General features: G+C 60.3%; 22 protein-coding genes. 10 read left to right on the top strand and 12 right to left on the bottom strand.

Translation table 11 applies throughout. The features are described 5' to 3' along the window. Positions 1–37: 37 nt before the first annotated feature. From KBY97_RS08475 to hisF, 5 genes are all read right to left on the bottom strand, one after another. A complete protein-coding gene (locus KBY97_RS08475) occupies positions 38–220 on the bottom strand; it encodes a hypothetical protein (protein WP_255146360.1) in 183 nt (60 codons plus the stop codon). A gap of 3 nt (positions 221–223) precedes the next feature. Continuing rightward, positions 224–1135: a glycine--tRNA ligase subunit alpha gene (glyQ, locus tag KBY97_RS08470; protein WP_255146358.1), complete on the bottom strand. Its 912-nt coding sequence runs from the start codon at positions 1133–1135 to the stop codon at positions 224–226. Between the two features lie 159 nt (positions 1136–1294). After that, on the bottom strand, positions 1295–2008 hold the full coding sequence (gene ubiE, locus KBY97_RS08465) for a bifunctional demethylmenaquinone methyltransferase/2-methoxy-6-polyprenyl-1,4-benzoquinol methylase UbiE (RefSeq protein WP_255146357.1): 714 nt from the start codon (positions 2006–2008) through the stop codon (positions 1295–1297). Positions 2009–2045: 37 nt separating this feature from the next. Continuing rightward, the gene (locus KBY97_RS08460; RefSeq protein WP_255146356.1) at positions 2046–2384 is read right to left on the bottom strand and encodes a hypothetical protein; all 339 of its coding nucleotides are present in this window, start codon (positions 2382–2384) and stop codon (positions 2046–2048) included. A gap of 59 nt (positions 2385–2443) precedes the next feature. Next, positions 2444–3268 carry an imidazole glycerol phosphate synthase subunit HisF gene (hisF, locus tag KBY97_RS08455; RefSeq protein ID WP_255146355.1) on the bottom strand — a complete coding sequence of 275 codons (825 nt, stop codon included), beginning with the start codon at positions 3266–3268 and terminating at the stop codon, positions 2444–2446. A gap of 116 nt (positions 3269–3384) precedes the next feature. On the opposite strand from hisF, the gene KBY97_RS08450 reads away from it, so the two are divergent. The 3 genes from KBY97_RS08450 (at position 3385) to KBY97_RS08440 (ending at position 6783) form a co-directional block, all read left to right on the top strand. After that, on the top strand, positions 3385–3597 hold the full coding sequence (locus KBY97_RS08450) for a DUF2862 domain-containing protein (RefSeq protein ID WP_255146354.1): 213 nt from the start codon (positions 3385–3387) through the stop codon (positions 3595–3597). A 94-nt stretch (positions 3598–3691) separates the two neighbouring features. Continuing rightward, a complete protein-coding gene (gene chlG / locus KBY97_RS08445; protein ID WP_399217554.1) occupies positions 3692–4618 on the top strand; it encodes a chlorophyll synthase ChlG in 927 nt (308 codons plus the stop codon). Beyond that, complete coding sequence (locus tag KBY97_RS08440; RefSeq protein WP_255146352.1) at positions 4615–6783, top strand: transglycosylase domain-containing protein; 2169 nt, start codon at positions 4615–4617, stop codon at positions 6781–6783. The genes chlG and KBY97_RS08440 overlap by 4 nt, the downstream gene beginning before the upstream one ends. Before the next feature lie 19 nt (positions 6784–6802). On the opposite strand, the gene KBY97_RS08435 is transcribed toward KBY97_RS08440, so the two are convergent. Both KBY97_RS08435 and KBY97_RS08430 read right to left on the bottom strand, forming a co-directional pair. Further along, complete coding sequence (locus tag KBY97_RS08435; protein ID WP_255146351.1) at positions 6803–8152, bottom strand: 16S rRNA (cytosine(967)-C(5))-methyltransferase; 1350 nt, start codon at positions 8150–8152, stop codon at positions 6803–6805. After that, positions 8149–8478, bottom strand: a complete 330-nt coding sequence (locus KBY97_RS08430; RefSeq protein ID WP_255146350.1) for an MGMT family protein — start codon at positions 8476–8478, stop codon at positions 8149–8151. Before KBY97_RS08430 ends, KBY97_RS08435 begins: the two co-directional genes overlap by 4 nt. A 166-nt stretch (positions 8479–8644) precedes the next feature. On the opposite strand from KBY97_RS08430, the gene KBY97_RS08425 reads away from it, so the two are divergent. From KBY97_RS08425 to trmH, 3 genes are all read left to right on the top strand, one after another. Continuing rightward, entirely contained in the window at positions 8645–9772 is a 1128-nt protein-coding gene (locus tag KBY97_RS08425) for a S1C family serine protease (RefSeq protein ID WP_255146348.1), read from the top strand. Positions 9773–10223: 451 nt separating this feature from the next. Continuing rightward, on the top strand, positions 10224–11954 hold the full coding sequence (locus KBY97_RS08420) for a glycosyltransferase (RefSeq protein ID WP_255146346.1): 1731 nt from the start codon (positions 10224–10226) through the stop codon (positions 11952–11954). 29 nt (positions 11955–11983) lie between these two features. Further along, positions 11984–12673, top strand: coding sequence for a tRNA (guanosine(18)-2'-O)-methyltransferase TrmH (trmH, locus tag KBY97_RS08415; protein WP_255146344.1), 690 nt, complete (start codon positions 11984–11986; stop codon positions 12671–12673). Between the two features lie 37 nt (positions 12674–12710). Here the strand turns inward: trmH and KBY97_RS08410 are convergent, their stop codons facing one another. Continuing rightward, complete coding sequence (locus KBY97_RS08410; RefSeq protein WP_255146342.1) at positions 12711–12935, bottom strand: hypothetical protein; 225 nt, start codon at positions 12933–12935, stop codon at positions 12711–12713. A gap of 696 nt (positions 12936–13631) precedes the next feature. Here KBY97_RS08410 and KBY97_RS08405 point away from each other — a divergent pair. After that, the gene (locus KBY97_RS08405) at positions 13632–15218 is read left to right on the top strand and encodes an FkbM family methyltransferase (protein ID WP_255146341.1); all 1587 of its coding nucleotides are present in this window, start codon (positions 13632–13634) and stop codon (positions 15216–15218) included. 99 nt (positions 15219–15317) lie between these two features. Here KBY97_RS08405 and KBY97_RS08400 read toward each other — a convergent pair whose 3' ends face one another. Then, positions 15318–15956: a class I SAM-dependent methyltransferase gene (locus tag KBY97_RS08400; protein WP_255146339.1), complete on the bottom strand. Its 639-nt coding sequence runs from the start codon at positions 15954–15956 to the stop codon at positions 15318–15320. 646 nt (positions 15957–16602) lie between these two features. Between KBY97_RS08400 and KBY97_RS08395 the strand changes: the two genes are divergently transcribed. From KBY97_RS08395 to KBY97_RS08385, 3 genes are all read left to right on the top strand, one after another. Continuing rightward, positions 16603–17151 (top strand): methyltransferase domain-containing protein, encoded by a 549-nt coding sequence (locus tag KBY97_RS08395; protein ID WP_255146445.1) that lies wholly within the window; start codon positions 16603–16605, stop codon positions 17149–17151. Positions 17152–17308: 157 nt separating this feature from the next. Then, a complete protein-coding gene (locus KBY97_RS08390; protein ID WP_255146337.1) occupies positions 17309–18829 on the top strand; it encodes a tetratricopeptide repeat protein in 1521 nt (506 codons plus the stop codon). Between the two features lie 197 nt (positions 18830–19026). Further along, the gene (locus KBY97_RS08385) at positions 19027–21297 is read left to right on the top strand and encodes a tetratricopeptide repeat protein (RefSeq protein ID WP_255146335.1); all 2271 of its coding nucleotides are present in this window, start codon (positions 19027–19029) and stop codon (positions 21295–21297) included. 26 nt (positions 21298–21323) lie between these two features. Here KBY97_RS08385 and KBY97_RS08380 read toward each other — a convergent pair whose 3' ends face one another. The 3 genes from KBY97_RS08380 to KBY97_RS08370 form a co-directional block, all read right to left on the bottom strand. Next, a complete protein-coding gene (locus tag KBY97_RS08380; protein WP_255146333.1) occupies positions 21324–21686 on the bottom strand; it encodes a prepilin-type N-terminal cleavage/methylation domain-containing protein in 363 nt (120 codons plus the stop codon). 338 nt (positions 21687–22024) lie between these two features. Beyond that, positions 22025–22453 (bottom strand): prepilin-type N-terminal cleavage/methylation domain-containing protein, encoded by a 429-nt coding sequence (locus KBY97_RS14670; RefSeq protein ID WP_261356387.1) that lies wholly within the window; start codon positions 22451–22453, stop codon positions 22025–22027. 492 nt (positions 22454–22945) lie between these two features. Further along, positions 22946–23803: an ABC transporter permease gene (locus tag KBY97_RS08370; RefSeq protein WP_255146444.1), complete on the bottom strand. Its 858-nt coding sequence runs from the start codon at positions 23801–23803 to the stop codon at positions 22946–22948. Between the last annotated feature and the right edge of the window lie 140 nt (positions 23804–23943).

Below are 23943 nucleotides of genomic sequence, written 5' to 3'. Positions count from 1 at the left end.
CCACTGCTGCCTGCTGCTGCCTGCTTGCGGCGGGCCATCAGAAGCTGGGCAACAGCTGAATCAGGTCGCAGACCTGCTCACTGGGCATGGTCTGGCCCAGCAGGGGCGCCACCAGGGCGGCCACCGGCCGCAGCCGGCAGGGCCAGAGCGCCCGCTCGGTGAGCCGGCCGATCTGGAAGCTGCCGGCCAGCAGCACCACCACCAGCAACGTGCGTTTCAACGCTCAGAGCGAGGCAGCGCTGGCCACGGCGGCCGGCTGGGGTGCCGCTGTTGCCAGGAGGGGAAAACCCAGGGCCTCCCGTTCCGCAAGCCAGGCCTGGGCCACCTGGCGGGCCAGGAGGCGAATGCGGCCGATCGTGGCGGTGCGCTCCGTCACCGAGATCACGCCGCGGGCCTCCAGCAGGTTGAAGGTGTGGCTGCACTTGAGCACGAAGTCGAGGGCTGGTGCCGGCAGCTTGCGGGCCACCAGATCGGCGGCCTCGGCTTCGTAGAGCGCGAACAGCTGCTGCAGGCGCTCGGGGTTGGAGGCCTCGAAGTTGTAGGTGCACTGGCCTTTCTCGAACGGCAGCCAGATCTCGCCGTAGGAGCGCTGGCCGTTCCAGCGCAGATCCCAGATGCTTTCCACATCCTGGAGATACATGGCCAGGCGTTCGAGGCCGTAGGTGATCTCGATCGACACCGGCCGGCAATCGAGGCCACCGCACTGCTGGAAGTAGGTGAACTGGGTGACCTCCATGCCATCGAGCCACACCTCCCAGCCCACGCCCCAGGCGCCGAGGGTGGGGGATTCCCAGTTGTCTTCCACGAAGCGGATGTCGTGGTCGGCGGCGCGGATGCCGAGCGCTTCCAGCGAGGCCAGATAGGTTTCCTGAATGCCGTCGGGCGACGGCTTGATCAGCACCTGATATTGGAAATAGTGTTGCGCCCGGTTGGGGTTGTCGCCGTAGCGGCCATCGGTGGGGCGGCGGCAGGGTTCGGGGTAAGCCACGGCCCAGGGCTCGGGCCCGATCGCCCGCAGCACCGTGTGGGGGCTCATCGTGCCGGCGCCCTTCTCGGTGTCGTAGGGCTGCAGCAGCAGACATCCCTGCGCCGCCCAGAACTGGTTCAGGGTGGAGATGATGTCCTGAAAAAGCATGGCCGGGTTCTGAAGAGCGGGGCGAAGCGTGCGGAGGGCCGGGCAAAGCGTGCGGCGGCCCGGGCGAAGCGCCGGCCATCGATCCTGTCAGAAGGCAGCCGTTCACTGCAGCCAGCCGCAAGGCAGCCAGCGGCTCTTCAGCGTTTCAGGCCACCCATTTCACGCCACCAGCTGCAGCAGTCCCATCAGGCCGCCCATCAGCGGCCGGTGGCGCACGTGGGTGAAGCCGGCGCTGCGGGCCAGGGCCTCCTGATCGGCGGCGCGGGGGAACCGCTCCAGGCTGGCCTCCAGATAGGAGTACTGCTCGGGCAGGCCGAAGCGGCGGGCGGCGGGAACCACCAGGCGACGCAGGTAGAGCTGCTGGAAGCTGGCGGCGGCGGCACCGGCTGGGGTGGCCGGATCGGGACGGTTGAAATCGAGCACGGCGGCGCGGCCACCGGGGCGCAATAGCCGCCGCAGCTCCTGCAGGCCCGGCCCCGGCGCGTTGAGGTTGCGCAGGCCGTAGGCCATCACCGCCCCGTCGAAGCGGCCCGTGGCCAGGCCGGTGGCGAGGGCATCACCCTGCTGCCAGCGCACCGGCAACCAGGGCTGGCGGACGCTGCGTTGCTGGGCGATCGCCAGGGGAGCGGCAGCCGCATCGAGGCCCAGCACGCTGCCACCGGGGCGGAGCTTTGCCGCCAGCAGCAGGGCGAGATCGCCGGTGCCGCAGCACAGATCGATCAGTTGTTGGCCTGGTGCCGGCTGCAGCCAGCGCACGGCCTGCCGCTTCCAGACGCGGTGCAGGCCGAGGCTGAGCAGGTCGTTGAGCTGGTCGTAGCGGGGGGCAATGCTGTCGAACAGCTCGCGCACCGCGTGGGGATCACCGGGCTTCAAAGCGAACCGCGCTGGTAAGGGCGCTCAGGAGGGGCGCTCAGGAGGATGGCAGGGAAGCGCAGAAACGCACATCCACCAGACATTCCAGCGGGTCGTCGAAGGGCAGAGCCACGGCATCGAGGCTGATGCCGGCATCGGCCTCGCCGCGGGCCACACCGGCGGCGGAGAAACGCTCGGGGCTGGTGAGGGTGATCACCATCACGGTGGCCAGGCCAACGGCAGCGGAGCACACCATGCAGCCGGCCAGCATCAGCGAAAATTCGCGCCGTGCGTTGGCCGCCTCCATCAGCTGCAGCGCCCACGCCACGAGGCCCACCACCGCCACCACAGTGAGCAGGCTGATCGCAGTGGCGAGGGGAGACAGAACGACCGGCACAGCGAAACGCAAACGGGTGACCGGCAGGCGAAGAGGAACCTTTCCAATGTAACGAGCTCTTACAGCGGCCGGGCCGGCGGCAGCGGCGCGGGCGGGCGCAGCGGTGGGGCCGGCGGGCGCAGCACCAGCCCTCGGTTCAGCAGATCGGCCTTGATCTCCTCCACCGTGAGCACGCCGTCGTGCAGAAGCGAGGCCAGCAGCGCCGCTGCCGCCTTGCCCTCGCTCAGTGCTGCGGCGATGTGGTCGATGCAGCCGGCGCCACCGGAGGCGATCACCGGCACCTCCACCGCCTCCACCACTGCGCGGGTGAGCCCCAGGTCGTAGCCCGCCTGGGTGCCGTCGCCGTCCATGGAGGTGAGCAGGATCTCGCCGGCACCGAGCGCCACCACCTGGCGGGCCCAGGCCACGGCGTCGAGCCCGGTGTTCTCCCGCCCCCCTTTCACATACACATCCCAGGCGGGGGCGGCCCCTGCCGGCAGCTGGCGGCGGCGGGCGTCGATCGCCACCACGATGCACTGGGCGCCGAAGCGACGGGCGCCGGCAGTGACCAGGTCGGGCGTGCGCACGGCGGAGGAGTTGAGGCTCACCTTGTCGGCGCCGGCACGCAGCAGCTCGGTGATGCCGTCCACCGAGCCGATGCCACCGCCAACGGTGAAAGGAATGGTGACCGCCTCGGCGGTGTGGCGCACCAGGTCCACCAGGGTGGTGCGGCCCTGGTGGCTGGCGGCGATGTCGAGGAACACCAGCTCGTCGGCGCCGGCGGCGTCGTAGCGGCAGGCGAGCTCCACCGGATCGCCGGCATCGCGCAGGCCCACGAAGTTCACCCCCTTCACCACACGGCCATCGGCCACGTCAAGGCAGGGAATGATGCGTTTGGCAACCATGGGGGGGTGACGGCGCAGGGCGGTCAGGGGGGATAGGGGAGTGAGCCGACCAGTTTCGACCCGCCGCGTGCCGCGAGGGCGCTGGTAATGTTTACAGGCATTTTTGGCCCGGCTTCATGTCGCAGAACGCCATCACGATCGGCTCAAAAGTGCGGATCCAGCGGGTGCGTGACCGCATCCCCGCCGAGATGGTGGGCGTGCTGCAGAGCGATGCCTCGGGCGTGGTCAAGGAATTCAAGATGACCGACGGCAGCGGCATCGGCGTGGTGGTGGAACTGAGCAACGGCAGCACCGGCTGGTTCTTCGACGACGAAATCGCCCCGGCCTGAGCGTCCCCTTCGCCTCTCTCACTTGAGCGACACCCCCGATTCCAAGGCCAGCAAGGCCGCCGAGGCGTCCGGCAGCGCCAGGCAGCTGCTGGGCATGAAGGGTGCCAGCGGCACCAGCAGCCTGTGGAAGCTGCGGCTGCAGCTGATGAAGCCGGTCACCTGGATCCCCCTGATCTGGGGGGTGATCTGCGGCGCGGCGGCGTCAGGCCGCTTCGAATGGACCCTGCCGAACGTGCTGGCCTCCTTCGCCTGCATGTTGATGAGCGGCCCGCTGCTGGCCGGCTACACGCAAACCATCAACGACTACTACGACCGCGAAATCGACGCGATCAACGAGCCGTACCGGCCGATCCCGTCGGGGGCCATTTCGCTGCCGCAGGTGAAGGCGCAGATCTGGGTGCTGCTGCTGGCGGGGCTGGCGGTGGCCTGGGGCCTGGATCGCTGGGCGGGCCACAGCACGCCGGTGGTGCTGCTGCTGGCGCTGTGCGGCTCCTTCGTGAGCTTCATCTATTCCGCCCCGCCCCTCAAGCTCAAGCAGAACGGCTGGCTGGGCAACTACGCCCTGGGCGCCAGCTACATCGCCCTGCCCTGGTGGGCGGGTCAGGCCCTGTTCGGCCAGCTCACCTGGGCCACGGCGCTGCTCACGCTGGCTTACAGCCTGGCGGGCCTCGGCATTGCGGTGGTGAATGATTTCAAGAGCGTGGAAGGCGACCGCGCCCTGGGCCTGCAATCGCTGCCGGTGGTGTTCGGCATCCAGCGGGCCAGCTGGATCAGCGCCTTGATGATCGATCTCTTTCAGCTGGCGATGGTGGGCGTGCTGATCGCCATCGGCCAGCATTTCGCGGCGGTGCTGCTGGTGCTGCTGATCGTGCCCCAGATCACCTTTCAGGACATCTGGCTGCTGCGTGATCCGGTGGCCTTTGACGTGAAATATCAGGCCAGCGCCCAGCCCTTTCTGGTGCTCGGCATGTTGGTCACCGCCCTTGCGATCGGGCACAGCCCGCTGACGGTGGGAATGTGAGGCGCCGCCAGCGCCAGCTTCTCGTCACGGCGCTGCTGGCGGCGGGTGCCGGTGGGGTGGTGGCCGTTGGCCAGGCCTTCGTGGTGCGCACCCTCGACCAGACCCTGCCGGATGTGAGCCGCATCGGCACGTTCAACCGGCCCGGCACCGTCACGATTCTTTCGGCCGATGGCCAGGTGCTGCAGAAGCTGGGCCCGGCCACGCGCGAAAAGCTGGTGGGCGGCCAGATGCCCGAGCTGGTGGAGCAGGCCTTCATCGCGGCTGAAGATCGCCGTTTCTACGAGCACAGCGGCATCGACGCCTGGGGCATCGGCCGGGCGTTGTGGCGCAACGTGCAGCGGGGCGCGGTGGAGGAAGGGGCCAGCACGATCACCCAGCAGCTGGCACGGCTGGTGTTCCTCAGCCAGGACCCCACCTTGGTGCGCAAGCTGCAGGAAGCGCTGCTGGCGGGAAAGCTGGAGCGTGAACTCAGCAAGGAGCAGATCCTTGAGCAATATCTCAACTACGTGTATCTGGGCTCCAGCGCCTATGGGGTGGCGGATGCCGCCTGGATCTACTTCTCCAAGACCCCGGAAGAGCTCACGCTGCCGCAGGCGGCCCTGATCGCCGGCCTGCCGCCGGCTCCCTCGGTGTATTCGCCACTGGTGAATCCGGATCTGGCGCAGCGGCGCCGGGCGGTGGTGCTGCGGCGCATGCGCGAAGCCGGCTTCATCGACGCCAGCGAAGAGGCGGAAGCCAACGGGGCACCGCTGGATCTCAAGCCGGCCGAACCGAAGTTCTGGACCAGCCGCGCACCGTATTTCACCAGCTGGGTGGCACAGGAGCTGCCCAAAGTGCTCACCCCCGAGCAGCTGGAGGTGGGCGGGCTCACGATCCGCAGCAGCCTCAATCTCGTGTGGCAGAAAGAAGCCGAGCAGGTGATCGAGCGCAGTGCCTTCGGTGCCATGGAGGGGGCCCTGGTCACGATCGAGCCGGGCACCGGCCTGGTGCGGGCGATGGTGGGCGGCAAGAACTTCAACGAAAGCCAGTTCAACCGCGCCACCCAGGCGCTGCGTTCGCCGGGCTCCACCTTCAAGCTGTTCGTGTATCTGGCGGCGCTCAAGGCCGGCATGACGCCGGAAACCACGGTGCTGGATGCGCCGCGCTGCTTTGCCGGTTACTGCCCGAAAAACTTCGGCAACCGCTACCTGGGCCGGGTATCGCTGGCGGTGGCGCTGCAGAACTCCCTGAACGTGGTGGCGGTGAGCCTGCTGCAGCAGGTGGGCTTCGACAAGGTGATCGCCGTGGCCCAGGGCCTGGGCATCACGCGGGAGCTGGGCCGCTTCTACCCGATGGGGATCGGCGCCTACGAGCAGACGGTGCTCGACATGACCGCCGCCTACGCGGGCGTGGTGAACCGGGGCATTTTTGTGCCGCCCACCCCGTTTGAGGAGATCAGCGGGCCGGAGGGTCAGCTGCTGTGGAGCCGCCGCGTGCAGGGCGATCGCGGCCGCCGGGTGGTGAGCTCCGATGTGGCCGACGCCATGGTGTGGATGCTGCAGCGCGTGGTGACCAATGGCACCGGCGGCGGGGCGGCCCTGCCGAACCGGCCGGTGGCCGGCAAGACGGGCACCTCGGAAGGCGCCCGCGATCTGTGGTTCGTGGGCGCGATTCCCCAGCTCACCACCGGCGTCTGGCTGGGCTTCGACAACAACCGCAAGACCAACAGCGACAGCGGCGCGGCGGCGGCCGCCTGGGGCCGCTACATGGCCGTGATCACCAAGGATCTGCCGGTGCGCCCGTTCCCGCCCAAGCCCGCGCTCACCAATACCTTCAACGTGCGGGGCGTGAAGCCGCCGGCACCGGCCAGGCCGGTCGAGCGGGCACCTGAAGCGCCGCGCAGCTGGGAGCCCACACCAACCCGGCCGGAGCAAGACTTCCGCGACGACGGCCGCTTCCGGGGCGATCCGGCGGACCCTGCTGCACCGGCGCCGGACGCCCCCACCCCCGCACCGAGGCCAGCCCCAGAGCCGGCACCCGCCACCCCCTCGGTGCCGTCACGGCCCAATTCCCCCAGCCAGCCGCCCCCGCCTGCGGCCGCGCCAGCACCGGCAGCTCCACCGGCACCACCGGCACCCGTAGCGCCACCGCCAGCACCCTCTCCGGTGGCACCGCCGGCGCCTTAGGGCGCCTGGAGCACGCGCCTCAGGGCGCCTGGAGCACGGCGGCATAAAAGCCATCGCCGCCTTGCGGCCGGGGCCAGAGCTGCTGCTCAACGCGCAGCTGCCAGCCGGGGTGGGCGGCGAGGAAGGCCGCGATCTGCTGCTGGTTCTCGCGGGGATGCACGGTGCAGGTGGCATACACCAGACGGCCAGCGGGCCGCAGCAGCGGGGCCACGCCGGCCAGCAGGCTCTGTTGCAGCTCCACCAGGGCGTCGATGGCGGCGGGGGTGATGCGCCAACGGGCATCGGCATGGCGGGCGAGGGTGCCGAGGCCCGAGCAGGGGGCATCCAGCAGCACGCGATCGAAGGGCGCCGCCCCCAGCTTTGCTGCCAGATCCGCCCCCAAGGCCGCCGCATCGCCCTGCAGCGGTTTGATCGTGTGCAGGCCGAGCCGCTCGGCGTTGTCGTGCACGCGCTGCAGGCGGCCGCTGGAGCGATCGACGGCCACCACCGTGCCCACATCACCGATCAGTTCAGCGATGTGGGTGCTTTTGCCGCCGGGGGCGGCGCAGGCATCGAGGATGCGCTCGCCCGGCTGCGCCTCCAGCAGGGGCGCGATCGTCTGGGCGGCGCGGTCTTGCACGCACCAGTGGCCTTCCGCATAGCCGGGCAGGGCGCGCAGATCGCTGCTGCGGGCGGTGAGCGTGAGGCCGGCGGGCAGATCGGCGAGCGGTTCGGCGGGCACCCCGGCGGCCTCGAAGGCCGCCAGCACGGCGTCGCGGCTGCTGCGCAGCACATTCACGCGCAGATCCAGCGGCGGGGCCTGGTTGGCCGCCAGAGCGAACGCATCGGCTTGCTCGGCCGGCAGCCAGGCCAACAGATCCGCCGCCAACCAATCGGGCAGGGAATGGCGCAGGGCGAAGGCGGCAGCGGGATCGGCCGGCAGCGGCAGGGGGGCGGTGCGGCGCAGGAAGGCGCGCAGCAGGCCGTTCACCACCGGCGCCAAGCGGGCGAGACCATCGCGTTTGGCCAGCTCCACCGCCGTGCTCACCGCCGCCGACGCCGGCACCCGCTGGGAGAACAGCAATTGATAGAGCCCCAGGTGCAGCAGCCATCGCAGCGGCGGCGGCTGCTGCTCAGCGGGCACCTTGCCGAGCTGATCGAGCCAGGCATCCAGCAGGCGCCGCTGGCGGATCGCCCCATAGGCGAGCTCGGTGGCCAGGCCCCGGTCTTGGGGCGCCAGCGGCAGACGGCGCAACTCCCGCTCCAGGGCCAGATCGGCATAGGCGCCCGAAGCCACCGCCAGCAGCACCCGCCAGGCCACCCGCCGGGCCTCAAGACCGGGGGGCGCCGTGCTGGCGGGCGGGGTGGAAGCGGGGGACGCGGCGCTCAATCGGCAGGCAGCGGTGGAACCCACAGATAGCGCCGCAGCGGCAGGCGGCCGTCGTCTGCCACCGGAATGCCCTCGGCCAGCAACAGGTCGCGTTGGATCCAATCGCTGCCTTCGCGGCCCAGGCTCATGCTGATCCGCCCCTGCGCGTTCACCACCCGATGCCAGGGCACGGCTGAGGGCAACGGCAACCGCCGCAGCGCCCAGCCCACCTGCCGGGCACAGCCGTAAGCGCCGATCCGATCGGCGATCTGCCCGTAGGTGGCCAGCCGGCCGTGGGGAATGCGCTCCACCTCCGCCCAGACGCGTTGATCGAACAGGTTCGCCATGGCCGGAGAGTCTGGCCGCTGCAGGAGGCCGAACAGTGACAGGATCCCACCGCAGGGCTGGGGGGAAAGATCCTGTCATCAGGCGCCCTGCTGCCAGTGACAGACAGGGGACTCAGGCGACGTAGGACGAAGGTCTGCCTCGGATCGTCCGCTGACGACACCCCCCATGCTCCTCCCCCACCAGCCCTCACCAGCCCAGCCCCCGGCCCCTCCCCGACGCCCCGCGTGGGCCGTTGCCGCGGCAGGGGCCACCGGCCTGGCCATGCTGCTTTCGAGCTGCACGGCGGTGCGCAGCAATGCCACCGCACCCACGCCGAAGCTGGCGGCAGTGGCGCCGGCCCCCACAGGCCAGAGCTGCAGCAACAGAACCCAGAGCGCCGAGCAGGTGTTCAACAGCGCCAAGCAGGGGGTGGCCGTGGTGACGCACGGCGATGGGGTGGGCAGCGCCTTCGTGGTGGCCCATCAAGACGGGCAGACGTTTCTGATCACCAATGCCCACGTGGTGCAGGGCACCGAAAGCGTGCGGTTGAAGTGGGTGGATGGCAAGCGCGATGGCGCGCGGGTGGTGGCCCGCGGCCGGGGCGACACGCCCAGCAGCGACCTGGCCCTGCTGGCGGTGCAGGGCACCAAGGGCACGCCGTTGCGCATCGCCGATCAGGCGTCAGCGGTGGGGCAGGAGGTGTTCGTGATCGGCGCCCCCAAGGGGCTGGAGTTCAGCCTCAGCCGCGGCGTGGTGAGCAGCCTGCGCGACAGCAACAAGATCCTGCAGGTGGATGCGGCGATCAACCCGGGCAACTCCGGCGGGCCGGTGCTCAATGCCGGCAATTGCGTGGCGGGGGTGGCCACCTTCAAGTTCAAAGACAGCGAAGGCCTCAACTTCGCCATTTCCGCGGCGGTGGTGCAGGACTTCCTGGCGGACCTGCCGCCCGCGTCAGCCGCGGCTGACCCTGCACCGGCAGGCCCACCGATCGCCCAGGCCCCCGGTGGCGAAGGCAACACCACGCTCTGCCTGTTCAAACGGCCCGACGAGGACGCGGCCGCCTCAATCCCCTGCCAGCTCAGCCGCGGCGAAACCGCCCAGGGGCAGACGTTTTATCAGCTCGCCTGGGCCGATGGCGCCCGCAGCGCCTATGCCTTTTTCGGCGATGGCCGGGTGGCGATCGACGCGCGCAGCGCCGACGGCCGCCGCGTGCAGGACGCGGGCAGCTTCAGGCTGCTGCGTGATGGGGTGGCGGTGCGCAGCAGCAGCGACGCGATCGCCGTGATTCCGGGGCTGGATCCTGTGCTGAACTGAGGAAGCTGATCAGCGTTCAGCCAGCAAAGGCAAATAGTGCTAAAAACATGGGGTATGCGCTCTAATTCCAGTGAGGTTTTTACTTGAAGACAGTCAAACCACGATCTATTGCAGAATAATAAGATGCATAAGAAACAGCCTCATTGAACATGGATACAATGCTGCAATACTGGCTCCAAATCTATCGGGCTCACAACTCGAATACAAGCAATCAATCGCAGCATGGAACCCCACCCATATTATACTGGTCGACCCAACGAGAATGCTCCACCATGTCTGCACATGGGCTTCAGGCAGGCTTTTGCTAGAAGAAATAGATTGCAACTTGGTTTTTCTACACTTCGATTATCCCCTAATTTACGCTGCAGCAGGAAATACCACTCCAATCACCCTAAGCGCTTACATTCGGTCCGCATCGAGAAGTCACCACTTTTGCCTTGAGCATGAAGGCTTGAGCGACCTTGCGGAAGCAGGCATCAAGAACTCTTACCCCTTAAGATCTTCAACTGAGATTATATCGGACTATGAAGCCCAGCCAAGCCATCCAGAAGTCTGCTTTGTAGGTCATGTGATGTCATGGCTTAGCAACATGGCACAAGAAGACCCATTGAGCCACCACTTGCGAAGAGATTTCTGGGCACGAGTATGCAATCTCGCACATCCGATTGCTCCGTCATCAGTTCGTCATGCAAGATCTTTATCACCTCATGAAGCGGCGTCGATCCAGTTCACGTCAAGGAAGATTCAGTATCGATGTGAAGCGCATGGGTTATCACTGCCATTTCGCGGTGAGATACTACAAAGACTCAATGCGCCGAGCATAGCCATCTACGGAGGGATCTTACCCATTTACGCGTCTGAACAGAATGCAAAGATAGACAAAGACAGTGTGCACTATTTTGCAGCCCAGCACGATCCTGTCAAATTAGCTCAAATCTACAAAGAAAAGAGAATCAATCTTAACATCACTTCCCTTCAGTTTGACAATGCCGTGATCAATCGTGTGATTGACATCGCTGGAGCAGGTGGGTTTGTCTTGACCGACTGGAGACCAGGCCTTGCAGAACTCACCGAGGTCGCGGACTCAATCTCATACCGAAGCCCTGAGGAGCTCAACGAGAAGATAGCTTATTACCTTGATCCTTCGCACGACAAAGAGCGGCAAGAAATCAGCGAAGCCCTTCATAATGACATCATGAGCCGATGTACCTATCAACAAACTGTTTCATCAGTCCTTGAGCAACTGGAAAAACCGGAATCACGTGAAGCCTCTGTCATGCAAATTGATCTTGGCTGTGGCATCCACAAGCCAGAAGGATATTTGGGCGTGGACAGGTATCCAGCAGCGGGCGTAGACCGCGTAGCCGACTTAAATCAGAGATTCCCGTTCGCCAGCAATAGCGTAGACAGGGTAAGAGCTCACGACGTAATTGAACATCTTACAGACCGAATTCACACAATGAACGAGATATGGAGAATTTGCAAGCCAGGTGGAATCGTAGATATTCTCGTGCCTTCAACAGATGGGCGAGGTGCATTTCAAGATCCCACTCACGTGAGCTTCTGGAACCTTAACTCGTTCTTGTACTACAGCATTGATCACCCTGCCTACCTCAACCTCTGCAAAAGCTACGGGTTCAAGGGTTGCTTTAGAATTATTGCCTGCAAGGAAGATCACACCCCAGGCAACGTGGTCCATGTAAACATCCAATTGGAGGCAATAAAAGACGAAAAAACAACGGATGCAGAAGGAAACAAGGATCTTGTCTCACGTTACACTCTCAAACAGATCAACGTGATCGCAAGTGCTTTACAGACTAACGAAGATCGATCAAGCCAGCTGAGCCCCCAAGGGCTACTCGAACTTGTCCGTAAGATTTCCAAGCACCCCTCTGGCGCAAACGTCACAATAATCGTGGATATCGGAAAGGAAAACCAGGAAGCAGCAACCGAACAACTCTCAGATCTAATGCTATCCTTAATTCTGGAGGATTTCATGGATAGCAACGCGTGCGTACCGAGTATTAGTATCTACTCTGATCATGATGGAAGTGAAAGAAGTCAGCTGAATGCCCTGATCCACGGACGGATCACCAACGATGACTTCATAGAGCCCGTCCTTGCACAGGTGTTACCACCCATTCCCCTTGATGGCAGTCTCGCTCCAAGCACTGAGTGCTGAACTGGGGCGGAGTTACCACACGCTTCGCAATGCCCCTGCTCCCCCGACGTTTCGAGCGGCTCCAGGCCGTGCTGAACCGCCGCATGGCGGATCTCACGGTGCTGTTGGAGGCGGTGGACAAACCCCACAACCTCTCGGCGGTGCTGCGCACCTGTGATGCGGTGGGGGTGCTGGAGGCCCATGCGGTAACAATGCCGGGCCGCACCCGCACCTTCAACGACACCGCCCGCGGCAGCCAGAAGTGGGTGGCCCTGCGCCCGCACGCCAGCGGCGTGGAGGCGGTGAAAGCGTTGCAGCAGCAGGGCTTCAAGGTGTATGGCACCCACCTGGGCGTGAACGCGGTGGACTACCGCAGCTGCGATTTCACCGGTCCCACAGCCTTCGTGCTGGGAGCGGAGAAGTGGGGCCTGAGCGGCCCGGCAGCGGCGGCGGTGGATCAGGCGCTGTTCGTGCCGATGGGGGGCATGGTGCAGTCGCTGAATGTGTCGGTGGCGGCGGCGGTGCTGCTGTTCGAGGCACTGCGCCAACGGCAGGCCGCCGGGCTGGTGCCCTCGTCCGGAGAAGGGGTGCCAGCCGAGCGGCAGCAAACGCTGCTGTTCGAATGGGCCTACCCGGAGGTGGCGCGCTGGTGCCAGCAGCAGGGCCGCCCCTATCCAGAGTTGGATGGGGAAGGGGCGATCACGGAAACGCTGCCCCGCACGGTGAAGCTGCGCCACTGAACGCAGCAGAGGCTCAGCTCCGGGCTGAGCATTGGGCTCAGAACGGAATCGACACGTCGTCGCGGTGGGGGATCGGTGGCGGCGCCTGGTTGGCGCGGGCGCGTGGCAGCCAGAAGGCCAGCAGAACCCCGGCGATCTCCAACGGCACCCCGCGGCCCACCAGCACCACCACCATCAGCGCCCCCACCGACAGGATCCGCTCCAGCAGGCCGATCACGTCGTCGGCGTTGTTGGAACCCGACAGCCACAAGGTGCCGGACACGGACAGCAGAACCAGGGTGAGCCAGACGGGCACAGGCAGGTGGCTGGGCAATCGTCAAGACTAGGGCGAGATCTGGGCACCCAAGAGCCACAGCCGCTACCAAACCCACACATGCCTGCGCGCCCGTGCGGCGAGCACACGCACGCGGAAGGCAATGGAGCGGGGCAGCGACAGCACAGGATCTTCAGTAGAGCGTTGCTGCGGTGGTTCGGCTGCATGCTGCTGGAGGCGGGGAAAACAGGGCTTGCCATGAAACGAACAGGCATCACGTCCTCCCACCGGCTGCACACCCATCCGCCGATCTCGACGGGAGAGGGGTCCAGCCGCGACGCACAAACCCAGGTTCAATCTCCTGCGCCAGATGCAGAACCTGCTGGCAACTGCGCAACTTGCGTAGCATCAGACCATCTAAACCCACGCACCTCAAAGGCTGCCACGGGACAGGCATAAGTGAACAAGTTACCCCCTTGACAAAGCCATTCAAAAAAACGATTGACAACTCCAGAAGAAACAATGAAAGGCCTGGCCGCAATACAAGGGACCAGGCTTGGAACAAAAGAAAGAAGCAGCTAGCCCCGCTGAAGTCTTAACAGGGATGTCATTCGCGTCTCCGACATTCTAGACAGAGCAGATGACGCTCACTGGAACGGATTGCTCAACACAAGGTCATATTGCTAATATTTGAGGTGAATGCGCATGTCTTGCACGATGGTGGTAGAAAGATCAAAGACCGACCCATCTGTAGCCATTTTCACTTGGCAGGGAAAAACCATCCGGTACTGCACACCAAACGCCGCGGTTCTCTGGAGAGTAGACACGCTCCTTTCCAAAGAGCCATGCACCATTGAGTGGCTATGTCAGATTCAAAGCAACGAGACGTTCTTTGATATTGGCGCAAATGTTGGCATGTATTCGCTATTTGCTGCAATATGTCAAGACGCCACAGTCTATGCGTTCGAGCCAGAATCACAAAACTATGCCCTGCTAAACAAGAACATTCATGAAAATCAAGTCAGTGGTCGTGTGCATGCTTACTGTCTTGCCTGTTCCGATCAAGAGGGCTTCCAACCGCTCTATCTATCAAGCTTTGAAACCGGAGGCTCCTGTCACTCAGTTGGGGAAGAAGTTGGGTTTGACCTGCAACCTAGAAGAGCAAGTTTTACCCAAGGCGCCTATGCGATAACCATCGATCAAGCCATTGCTTCAGGGGGCTTACCGACACCCAATCACATCAAGATTGATGTGGACGGCTTTGAGCACAAGGTTCTACGCGGAGCGTCAAAAACACTGAACGACTCCTCCCTGCGATCGCTGATTATTGAAATCAATCCAATGCTTCCTGAGCACCAGGAAGTTGTGTTTGCCCTCTCAGTTCTTGGCTTTGAAGTCAATGAAAAGCAAATTCAGAAGGCCACCAGAAAAGATGGTCCTTTCAAAGGGGTTGGCGAATGGATATTTACTCGGCGCGAAGACAACACTCACATAAGCCAGCTGATCAAACGCAAGCAAACACCTTCATTGCTGTGCAGACAGACAGACCGCGGCAAGCTCGTCAGTGAGCACGTCGTGAAACAGATCTGCCTCACTCCGATCAAGTCAGAACACTTTCCAATCAGCATCGTCGACAACGTATTTCCCGAGGAATACTACCAGCAGATTCTTGACAACTTTCCATCTGCCGATCAGCTTCTCTCACTGCCAGCAACCGGAAGAGCAGCAGGCGGCACGTACGAATACAGACAGGTCGCAGTGTTTAACGAAGAAGGGTTCTCACGTTTCAACCAGCCGCAATTGGACTTTTGGAGCGAACTGGGGTCGTGGCTATACCACCCTGATTTCGTTGCTGCAATCATGCAATACTTTGACTCATACGTGACCCCCCGCATTGAAGACATTGTCAGCAAAGAAAAAGGGCAAGTAGAACTTAGCAGTGATGCACTGATTGTTTCGGACCAAAGCAACTATGCGATAGGACCTCACACCGATGCGCCCCACAGACTACTATCGCTGCTGTTTTACTTGCCCCATGATGACTCCATGAGACACCTTGGAACATCACTTTATACGCCAAAGCAAAAAGGAATGACATGCCATGGACTAAGACATCACGATCAAGCGGACTTTGAACGCGTCGCAACCATAGATTATATTCCCAATCGTCTTGTGCTATTTCCCAAGACTGATTCATCATTTCATGGCGTCGAGGCAATAAGAGATAGCAATCCAAAGCGACAGTTGCTTATCAGCAATGTTCGAGTGGCAAGGGGAGATGGAGAATCCTAGGCGCCAGGGATACAGAAACCATAATGGCGAGAGCAGCTTTCGCAGAAGAAAGGTGCATAAGCGCCGGAAGCATCGACACCGAATTCTGCCAAACCGGATCTAAACAAGCGGCCGAGTAAATCCAGGCGCCGCCAGCCATTCAGCTGGCGACGCTGGTGAAAACACCTCAGCCCTCGCATACTCTGTAGAAGCATACAAACAAACAACAACATCAGGGAATGCCGGTGCCACCGCATCAAACACCCCTTTCCACCACAGCGGAGGCCTAACTGTGATATGGGCATTCTCACCGTTGGGGAGAAGTGCGCCGGCGGGATAGCAAGCAACATTCACGACAAGCAGCTTCTTTGCATAAGAGAATAAGTCCCATACCACGCTAGAAACATCAGCCAGAAACACATGCTCTAAGACATCAAAACAAACAACAGCGTCTGCCTGCTGTCGTTCGTCCAAGCCAAGGCTCGGTTCATAACTCCAAACAGACTCAATGGCAAAATATTCCTTAGCAGACCGCTCATCAGAAAACCCCGGCATATCCCAGCTGGTATTGCCACATCCATAATCCAATACAGACTTAATATCGTTGGCAAGGAATAACGGAGCAACCATCTCCTTGAAAAGACGAATGTTCATCAGGGAAAAGTCCTTGGGGGCGCCGTCCACCTGGCCTCGGTCCACGCCTTCATGCGCCATCTGCGTATAGAGGCCGAAAAGCTGAAGCTGCTTGTCAGTTGTCACGGCGGGGATCAGAGCGCTCTCTAACAGCCTAGACGAAAGAGCATGAGTCCCATCATTCAACGAAGAAGTGCCGAGGGCGGAGTGACACCAAGGAATAGCATCACAGCCATAATGAGGTGGTGGCTTAGGAACAAGTCGAGGCCCCAAGTCGAGCAGCCCAGCACAATCAATATCAGAAAACGCTCTGAATGGTCCTTGGAATGACAGCCATCAATAGTCAGAGGAAGATGCTACAAAAGTCAGATTTAAAGATACTGTTGTTGCAGATCGGCATGGAGGTCACCATACGGATCGGCATGGAGGTCACCATAGGCACCAGCAACGTCCAATCAGCAAGCAGCAACCGACATAGATGCATACGCGCACCCTTCCATGAATGCTGTAGTTTCAAGCAATGGAAGGCTCAGTCATCTCGCCCAAGAGTGCGAACAAGGCCTTCGATATCATGGATTCAAGGTCCGTCATCACCATGGACCGTAGCCTACGTAGATAGATCTTTAGCTTGCAAGGCCCGCCATGAGGCCGTTGTGGAATGCGGGCTCAACCTAAACAGTCACAACAAACTTGTCAGCATAAGCACAACAACAGGCCATGGCTGATGACGCTCATATCGAGATGAACTAGAATGCCAGCGCGATAGTTCTTGGTGTTGACAGGAATGGGACGAAAACTTCACATCGGAGGTACGTCTATCAACCCCGGCTGGGAAGTTCTGAATGCATTGCCTGGGGAGTTCGTAGATCACCTAGGCAACGCCAATGATCTATCGCAATTTCCCGATGGAACATTTTCAATTATTTACGCTTCTCACGTTTTAGAGCATCTTGATTACACAGCCGAACTTCAGCTCACCTTGGCAGAGTGGCGAAGAACACTAGAGCCTGGCGGGCTATTGTGCCTCAGCGTCCCGGACCTAGACACTCTTACGGAACTGTTCGTCGACAAGAAACTCCTATCCATTGAAGAGCGGTTTCTCGTGATGAGAATGATATTTGGTGGGCACACAAGTCAATTCGACTATCATTTAACAGGCCTCAACGAAGAATTCCTCACTGAATATCTCACTCAGAGCGGTTTCATCGAATTGCAAAGGGTGGAGAGCCTTGGATACTTCTCTGATACAAGTGAACTTGAACTTAAGGGAAGAAAGATAAGCCTGAACATGCAGGCAATCAATCCACTGGAGGAGGGGTAGCTGGCGAAGCTCTCATAGGCCACCGCAGCCCACTTCCTGCCAAGTCGTAAAGAGTCAAGCTTCCCATGAAGCATGGGTTTTGGCATGCTGCGTCGCGAAGCGCACGTCTGGCTAAAAGTGCCGATCGGCAGACTGAGTTGACGAACCCTGATTTCGAATGAGGAACAACGTGAAAGGCCTTGAACGTGAATGCGATGGTCCATTGGCCACAGTCATCAACTCACTGGTATTCCAGAATCGTTTTGATGAAGCTCTCATAGAACTGGATGCTCTGTTAAAGGATGACGAATGGAATCCGGATATCTATGTGGCCATTTCACTGGCCACAGAGGGAAAAGGGCGAATTGAGGAAGCCATCCAAGCGATGCAATTTGCAATCCTCCTGGACATCGCAGACCCACTGAAATACATTCGCCTCGGAGAATTGCTGCTCAACATCATGGAGGCGAAAGATGCTACGGACGCCTTCAAACAAGCCATTCATCTGGAGCCAACCAACTATGGGGCATACATTGGGCTGTCGAGAAGCCTTCACGAACAAGACTTACTTGAAGAGGCTCTTGAAGCAGCCAAGGAAGCGATAAGAATTGATTCATTGCAGATACATGCACATGAGTTACATGGCGCAGTTTTGCACTCGATGGGTCTTGATGAAGAGGCAATTGCTGCGTTTTCAGCTGGTCTTGATGTGCACCCAGATTCTGCGAGCTTGCATACGTTGCGAGGAACATTGCTACTGGCCTGTCAACGGTATCGCGAAGGCTGGGATGAGTTGGAATGGAGATTCAAAGGCGTTTTGAGCAGCGTTGAAGCCAAGCATTCCCATCTTCCTGCATGGGATGGAAAGAGTCAATCACAGCGAGTTTTCATCTGGAGAGAACAGGGCCTTGGCGATGAGATACTCTACCTGGGTCTCCTACATAACTCAATCCAGAAGACGCAGCAATTCATTATAGAAGTTGACGAGAGGCTGATTCCTTTGGCTAGAAGGAGCTTTCCAGGATGCTCATTCATTTCTTCCAACGAAGCCGGCACGATTAGAGAAGGTACCCCTGCGGTGGCAATGGGATCAGTCTGCAAATACTTAAACCTTGACAGTTACATTGCACCGAGGGCAGGCCAATACCTGGTGGCTGATCCAAGAAAGGTAGAAGCCGTTGCATCTCAATTGGAGGACACAACGACAGAGGCCGTAGACCTCCGCATTGGGCTCTCTTGGAAAAGCTTTCGCCAACATCTCTCCGCATACAAGTCAGTGCCAGTCAACAAACTTTCACTTCTCTTTCAAAACAATCAGTTCCAGCCAGTTAATTTACAATATTCAGCCAATCAGGATGAGATCGATGAGTTCAACAAGGCTTCCTCGCAGCCGATGGCTTGCCTCGACATTAATATTCGAGACGACATCGATCAGCTTGCCAGCCTCATTGAATGCTGTGACATTGTCATTACGGTTAGCAACGTAACGGCTCACATCGCCTCAGCTTTGGGTAAGGAGACATGGGTTTTACTTCCACGTCCGAAAGGCTTAATTTGGTATTGGCTGCGAGAAGGTGAAACCGTACCTTGGTATCCCAATACGCATCTATTTCGTCAGAAGGCTAGCAGCAACTGGGATGAGGTGATTGAGCGGGTCAGACACGAGTTATGCGCTCGAACGGGCATGAAGCACATTTAGAGGCAGTTGAGGGAATCTCCGCGGTGATCCCTGGAATCAAAACACAATTGTGATTGCGCGGTGAGAGTTCGTGAATCAAGGAATGCATCTTGCTTTCAGATGCGCAGAAGCAACGAGGGCAAATGCGTTGGCAGAAACCATGGTTGCCATGCCAAACTGTTTGATGATAAGCACAGCTTGCTCCCAACATCAAAGCAATGGATCCACAGAAGACGGAACAACCGGCCACACCCTCTTCTGTGGAGCCAGTTCCACCAGGCCAATCAAGTGCTCCCAGCATCAGCACCGACAACAGCCTATTTTCAGATCAAGTTGCACATGGCTTGGCACTCTGCCAAAGCGGAAAATACGAAGAAGCTGAGCTGATCTATCGAGATATGATAGCTTCAGGAATTGCAGATGCAGCCGTTTTCTGTAATCTTGGCAACCTATGCCGCCTTACGAGCAGGAGCGAAGAAGGGCTTGCCCTGCTGAAACATTGCACGGAGCTTGATCCCACCTATGCCAATGGCTTTTTCAATCTTGGTGTTGCCTATCAACAAGATAACGATCAAAGGCAAGCGATAGGATTCTACCGGAAAGCACTTTCAATTAACAGAAAACACGAAGAGGCCATCAGGAATCAGGGCCTTGCATTCTACTTTTTGGGCAGACCACTGGGAGCCTATGTGTGTTTTAAACGATTATTCGCCCAAAACCCGGGACAGCCTGGATTGATGCTTGATGCAGCACGCCTCGACAAGAGACTTTATACCCCCGTCATCCAGGAGTATCAGAAGAGATTGGCAACTGACCATGCAGACACCGTCACGGCTTATCACTTAGGCGTTGCACTGCGAGAGGCCCGCAGACTGGAAGAAGCAGCCTTGCACAATGCAATTTGCCTTTCAACTTCACCAGCTTCCGTTGATCTCTGGCTGGAGCAGGCGTGCTGCCTGATGGAACTTCATGACATTCCACAGGCGCTGGAAGCCTGCCAGAAAGCCCTCAGCCTTGATCCTGAAAATGCCCGTAGCCATTTTCTGAAGAGCAACTGCCTCCGAAACTCTGGCAAGCCGATGGAGGCTGCACAAGCCATGCAACACGCCATCGACTTGCAGCCCGACTTCGCTGATGCGATTGTAAATCTTGCGATCAACAAGCGAGACCAGGGGTTGCTCGAAGAAGCCATTGATATGTTTAAGCGTGCAATTCAATTGCAACCAATGCATCCGGAAGCATGGGAGGGATTGATATTTTCATATTCCATTGGAGGAAAGAGATATCAAGATGAATTGATCACTGCATCGGCTAAGTTCTGGGCATTAACGGCTCAAGCCGCTCCTCTCCATCATTCAAGTGCAAACGATCGCAAACTACGACAGCCGACACAGGTAAGACGCGCCAACAAGATGCGAATTGGCATTCTCTCAGCCGAGATTGGCCACCATGTAGTGAGTACCTTTCTGGATTCCTTTCTTTCTCACTACAACCGGGAAGCGATTGAGGTGGAAATCATTGTTCCCGCCCTACGCGTAGAAGCTGGATCGCGGGAGCTCATCAGCAAAGCCAGCCAGCTGCTGAACATTCAGGGAGAAGGAGTTGAAAAGGCAAGAGAATTGCTCCGCTCAAGGAGTTACGACATACTGATCGAGACGTCTGGCCACACTGAAAGCAACCGTTTGCAACTCATCTCGCAACGTTGCGCGCCCATTCAATGCCACTACATCGGCTTTCATGCCACAACCGGGCTGAAAACGATTGACTACATTATAGCCGACCATGAATTGATACCCGAAGAGTTTGATTCTTCTTTTACGGAAACTCCCTGGCGCATCAATCGGCCCTGGCTTGCCTGCACCCCTTATTCAGAGCCACCGGTTGCGGCCTCCGCCGCCCAATCGTTGGCACCTGTTTGGGGTTCATTTGGCCAAGTGGCCAAGATCAGAGAAGAAACTCTCTCCTACTGGAGCAGTGCCCTCCGCGCTGTGCCTGCAGCCACGCTAGTGATCAAAGATCGGAACACCGTCTTTGAATCAGTACGGCAAAGAATCTTGCTATCCCTGAAGCGCCAAGGCGTGGAAAGCCATAGGGTGAGCTTTCTCCCTTGGACAAAAACATGGCGAGATCACATGCTCTGCCACAACCAGATCGATATCGCCCTTGACACCACCCCGTGGAGTAGTTCCACCACAGCTTTCAATGCGCTCTCCATGGGGGTGCCATTGGTGGCCATCCGCGGCCAAACCATGGCGGCCCGCATGAGTGCCTCGATCGTGCGGGGGTTGGGAAAACCCGAGTGGATCTGCGACACAGAAGCAGAATTCGCTGTAATCCTGGCCCAGCTCTCCAGCGGGGTGGCAGCCCTGCGCTCCGGCAAACAGACCCTTCAGGCGGAGGTGATGGCGAGCCAACTGTTCGACGGCAAAGATCTAACCCTGCACCTCGAAACTGCCTTCAGGCAAATGATCGCCAGCCACAAAGGCTGATCGCTGATCAAGCAGTTTGAGCAAACTCAGGAGAAGACGCAGGAGATCGCGCCCTTCTCTGAAACAGTGATCGTTGCCGCGCCATCCGTGGCGATCGATCTGTCGCCTAGACAGTTGAGCCCAATGGCTCCGGGCGTGAAGGCCACGGAAACAGTGCCTCCAGTGGTGTTGCACACGATGGTGACATTTGTGGACCCTGTGGTGACGCCAGTATCCAAAGCAGAAGCGGCAGCGGTGGCGCATTCTTTCGCGAAGCCGATGGCTTCACCCACCACAGCCCCAGCAGCAGCGGCAGTGCGAGTGTTCAAATAGGTGGGCACTGCCACGGCAGAAAGCACGCCCACGATCGCCACCACGACCATCAACTCAACCAGCGTGAAGCCACGCACGAGGCTGGGGTCGGCCCGCAGTGAGCGGATCAGCTGGAGCTTGGTGCTGGACGTCAGTCGCATACGACCCCCCTCGGCCTAGGCCCGCTCAGTGACTAGATTCACGATAAAACAGCTATGGCTTCATTCAGACAGCTTTGCATTGAGGTTATGCCTTAACAGACAAATCTTGATGTCATCCGCCGCCTCTCAACCGGCAAGCCCAGAAATGCACGCAGTGCCCGCCTAGATGTTTCAGCCCGTTGATCAATCAGCCTGAGGCGATCCCCGTAGTGAGGCAAAAAAAAGCCCCGTGAGGGGCTTAAATGAAGCAAGTGGTTGTTAATTGACCTGAGCAATCAGGCGCCGAAGGCGCAGGTGATGGCGCCCTTGCCGGAGACGGTGACCGTGGCTGTGCCGTCGCCGCCAGCTGAGGTGTCGGTAAGGCAACGGATTCCTGAAGAACCAGTGGCAAACGTACCTGCAACCGTTCCGCCAGTGACGCCGCAAGCAATGGAGACGTTCGAGGACGAGGTGGTGATGCCGGTATCGATGCCGGAGGCAGCCGCGGTCGCGCACTCTTTGGCGATACCGATCGCTTCACCCACCACAGCACCAACGGCGGCGGCTGCACGGGCATTCAAATAGGTGGGCAGGGCAACGGCGGACAGCACGCCGACGATCGCCACAACGATCATCAGCTCAACGAGCGTGAAGGCGCGGGCGATGCCGCGGGTGCTGTTGAGGTTGCGGATCAGCTGAAGCTGGGTCTTGGAGGAGAGTTTCATGGCCTGGATGGGGCGGTAGGGCTGGTTTGATCACCGAACCAATAGTAGCAAAAAGAGGGAGGAATCGGGCGCCAGATCGGCGGATTTTTGCCTTGATGTTGAGATCTTCACAAAACGGCTTCAAGCCGCAGTTGCTTTCCCCAGGCTCCCCGGCTGCAGCCCCGATCTGCCCTGGGGCAGCTATCGGCCCATGCAGCAGATACGCAGGCCGCAACCGGCTGCTTCAGCTGCGCAAAAACCAGTGATACCAACGATGTTGACCTCCCTCTGGCAACACCTTCAGCGGCAGAGCATCCGCTCCAGCGCGACGGTCAGCAACGCAGCTGCTTGGAATCGAAGTGGCAAGGGAAAGGGATCAAAACTTCTTCTAGAAAGCGCAGATCCAGCCGCAGATAGTCAGCGAAGTGGTTGGCGCCGATGTCAACGCGCGGGCGTTGCGCGGGGCTAAACGATTTGAAGATTCGTGTCTGGCGCTGATACTTACGGGAGCAATCAAGCTTGTTCGCCGCTCAACCAGCTCTCCAGCCCTTCACCTAGAAACGACAACCCCAGCACCAGCACGAACATGGCCAGGCCGGGGTACAGGGCCGTCCACCAGATGCCGGTGGGCACGGCGGTGAGCGCCTGCTGCAGATCACCGCCCCACTCGGGAATCGATTCGGGCAGCCCCAGGCCGAGAAATCCGAGCCCGCCCAGCACCAGCACCGCATCGGCCGCATTGAGGGTGAGCAACACCGGCACCGAGGTGATCACGTTGCGCAGCAGGTAGTGCCGCAGGATCCAGAGCGGATCGGCCCCCAGCGAGCGGGCCGCCTCCACATACAGCTCCGCTTTCACCTGGGCGGTTTGGTTGCGCACCACGCGGAAATACTGCGGCACGTACACCACACACAGCGCCGCCGCCGCATTCGGCAGGCCGCGGCCCAGCAGAAAGGCCAGCACCACCGAGAGCAGCAGCACCGGCAGCGTGTAGAGCGTGTCCATCAGCAGCACCAGCAGCCGATCGATCGGGCCGCCCAGATAGCCGCTCACCATGCCCAAAGGAACGCCGATCGTGAGCGCCACCACCAGGGCCAGCAGCACCACCTGCAGGGCCACGCCGCTGCCCGCCAGGGTGCGGCTGCACACATCGCGGCCGAGGCGGTCGGTGCCGCACCAGTGGGCCCACGACGGCCCCGCATAGATGGGGTTCTCCAGGCCGGCATTGGGATCGGGCAGCACCCCGGCCTGCACCAGCAGCGGCGCGACCAGGGCCACCAGGGCGTAGGCCACCACCACCACCAGCCCCCAGCGGGCAATGCGCCCCGACAGCCCGGTGGGCCGCCAGGAGAACAGGCGCAGACCCGGCAGGGGGAAGGAGAGGAGGGGTGTCACGACTGGGGGATCGACATGACCAGCAAAACCGCCAGGGCCTTCAACTGAGAACTTGCAGTGAGTATAGGGTGAGGAAGCGGTGAGAACCGCAAACCAGTTAAAAATGGTAGCCCCCG

Origin of the sequence: Synechococcus sp. ATX 2A4 (assembly GCF_024346375.1) — a bacterium.
GTDB lineage: Bacteria > Cyanobacteriota > Cyanobacteriia > PCC-6307 > Cyanobiaceae > MW101C3.
The sequence above is the reverse complement of the archived record's forward strand: the minus strand, read 5'-3'. Positions and strand labels throughout refer to the sequence as shown.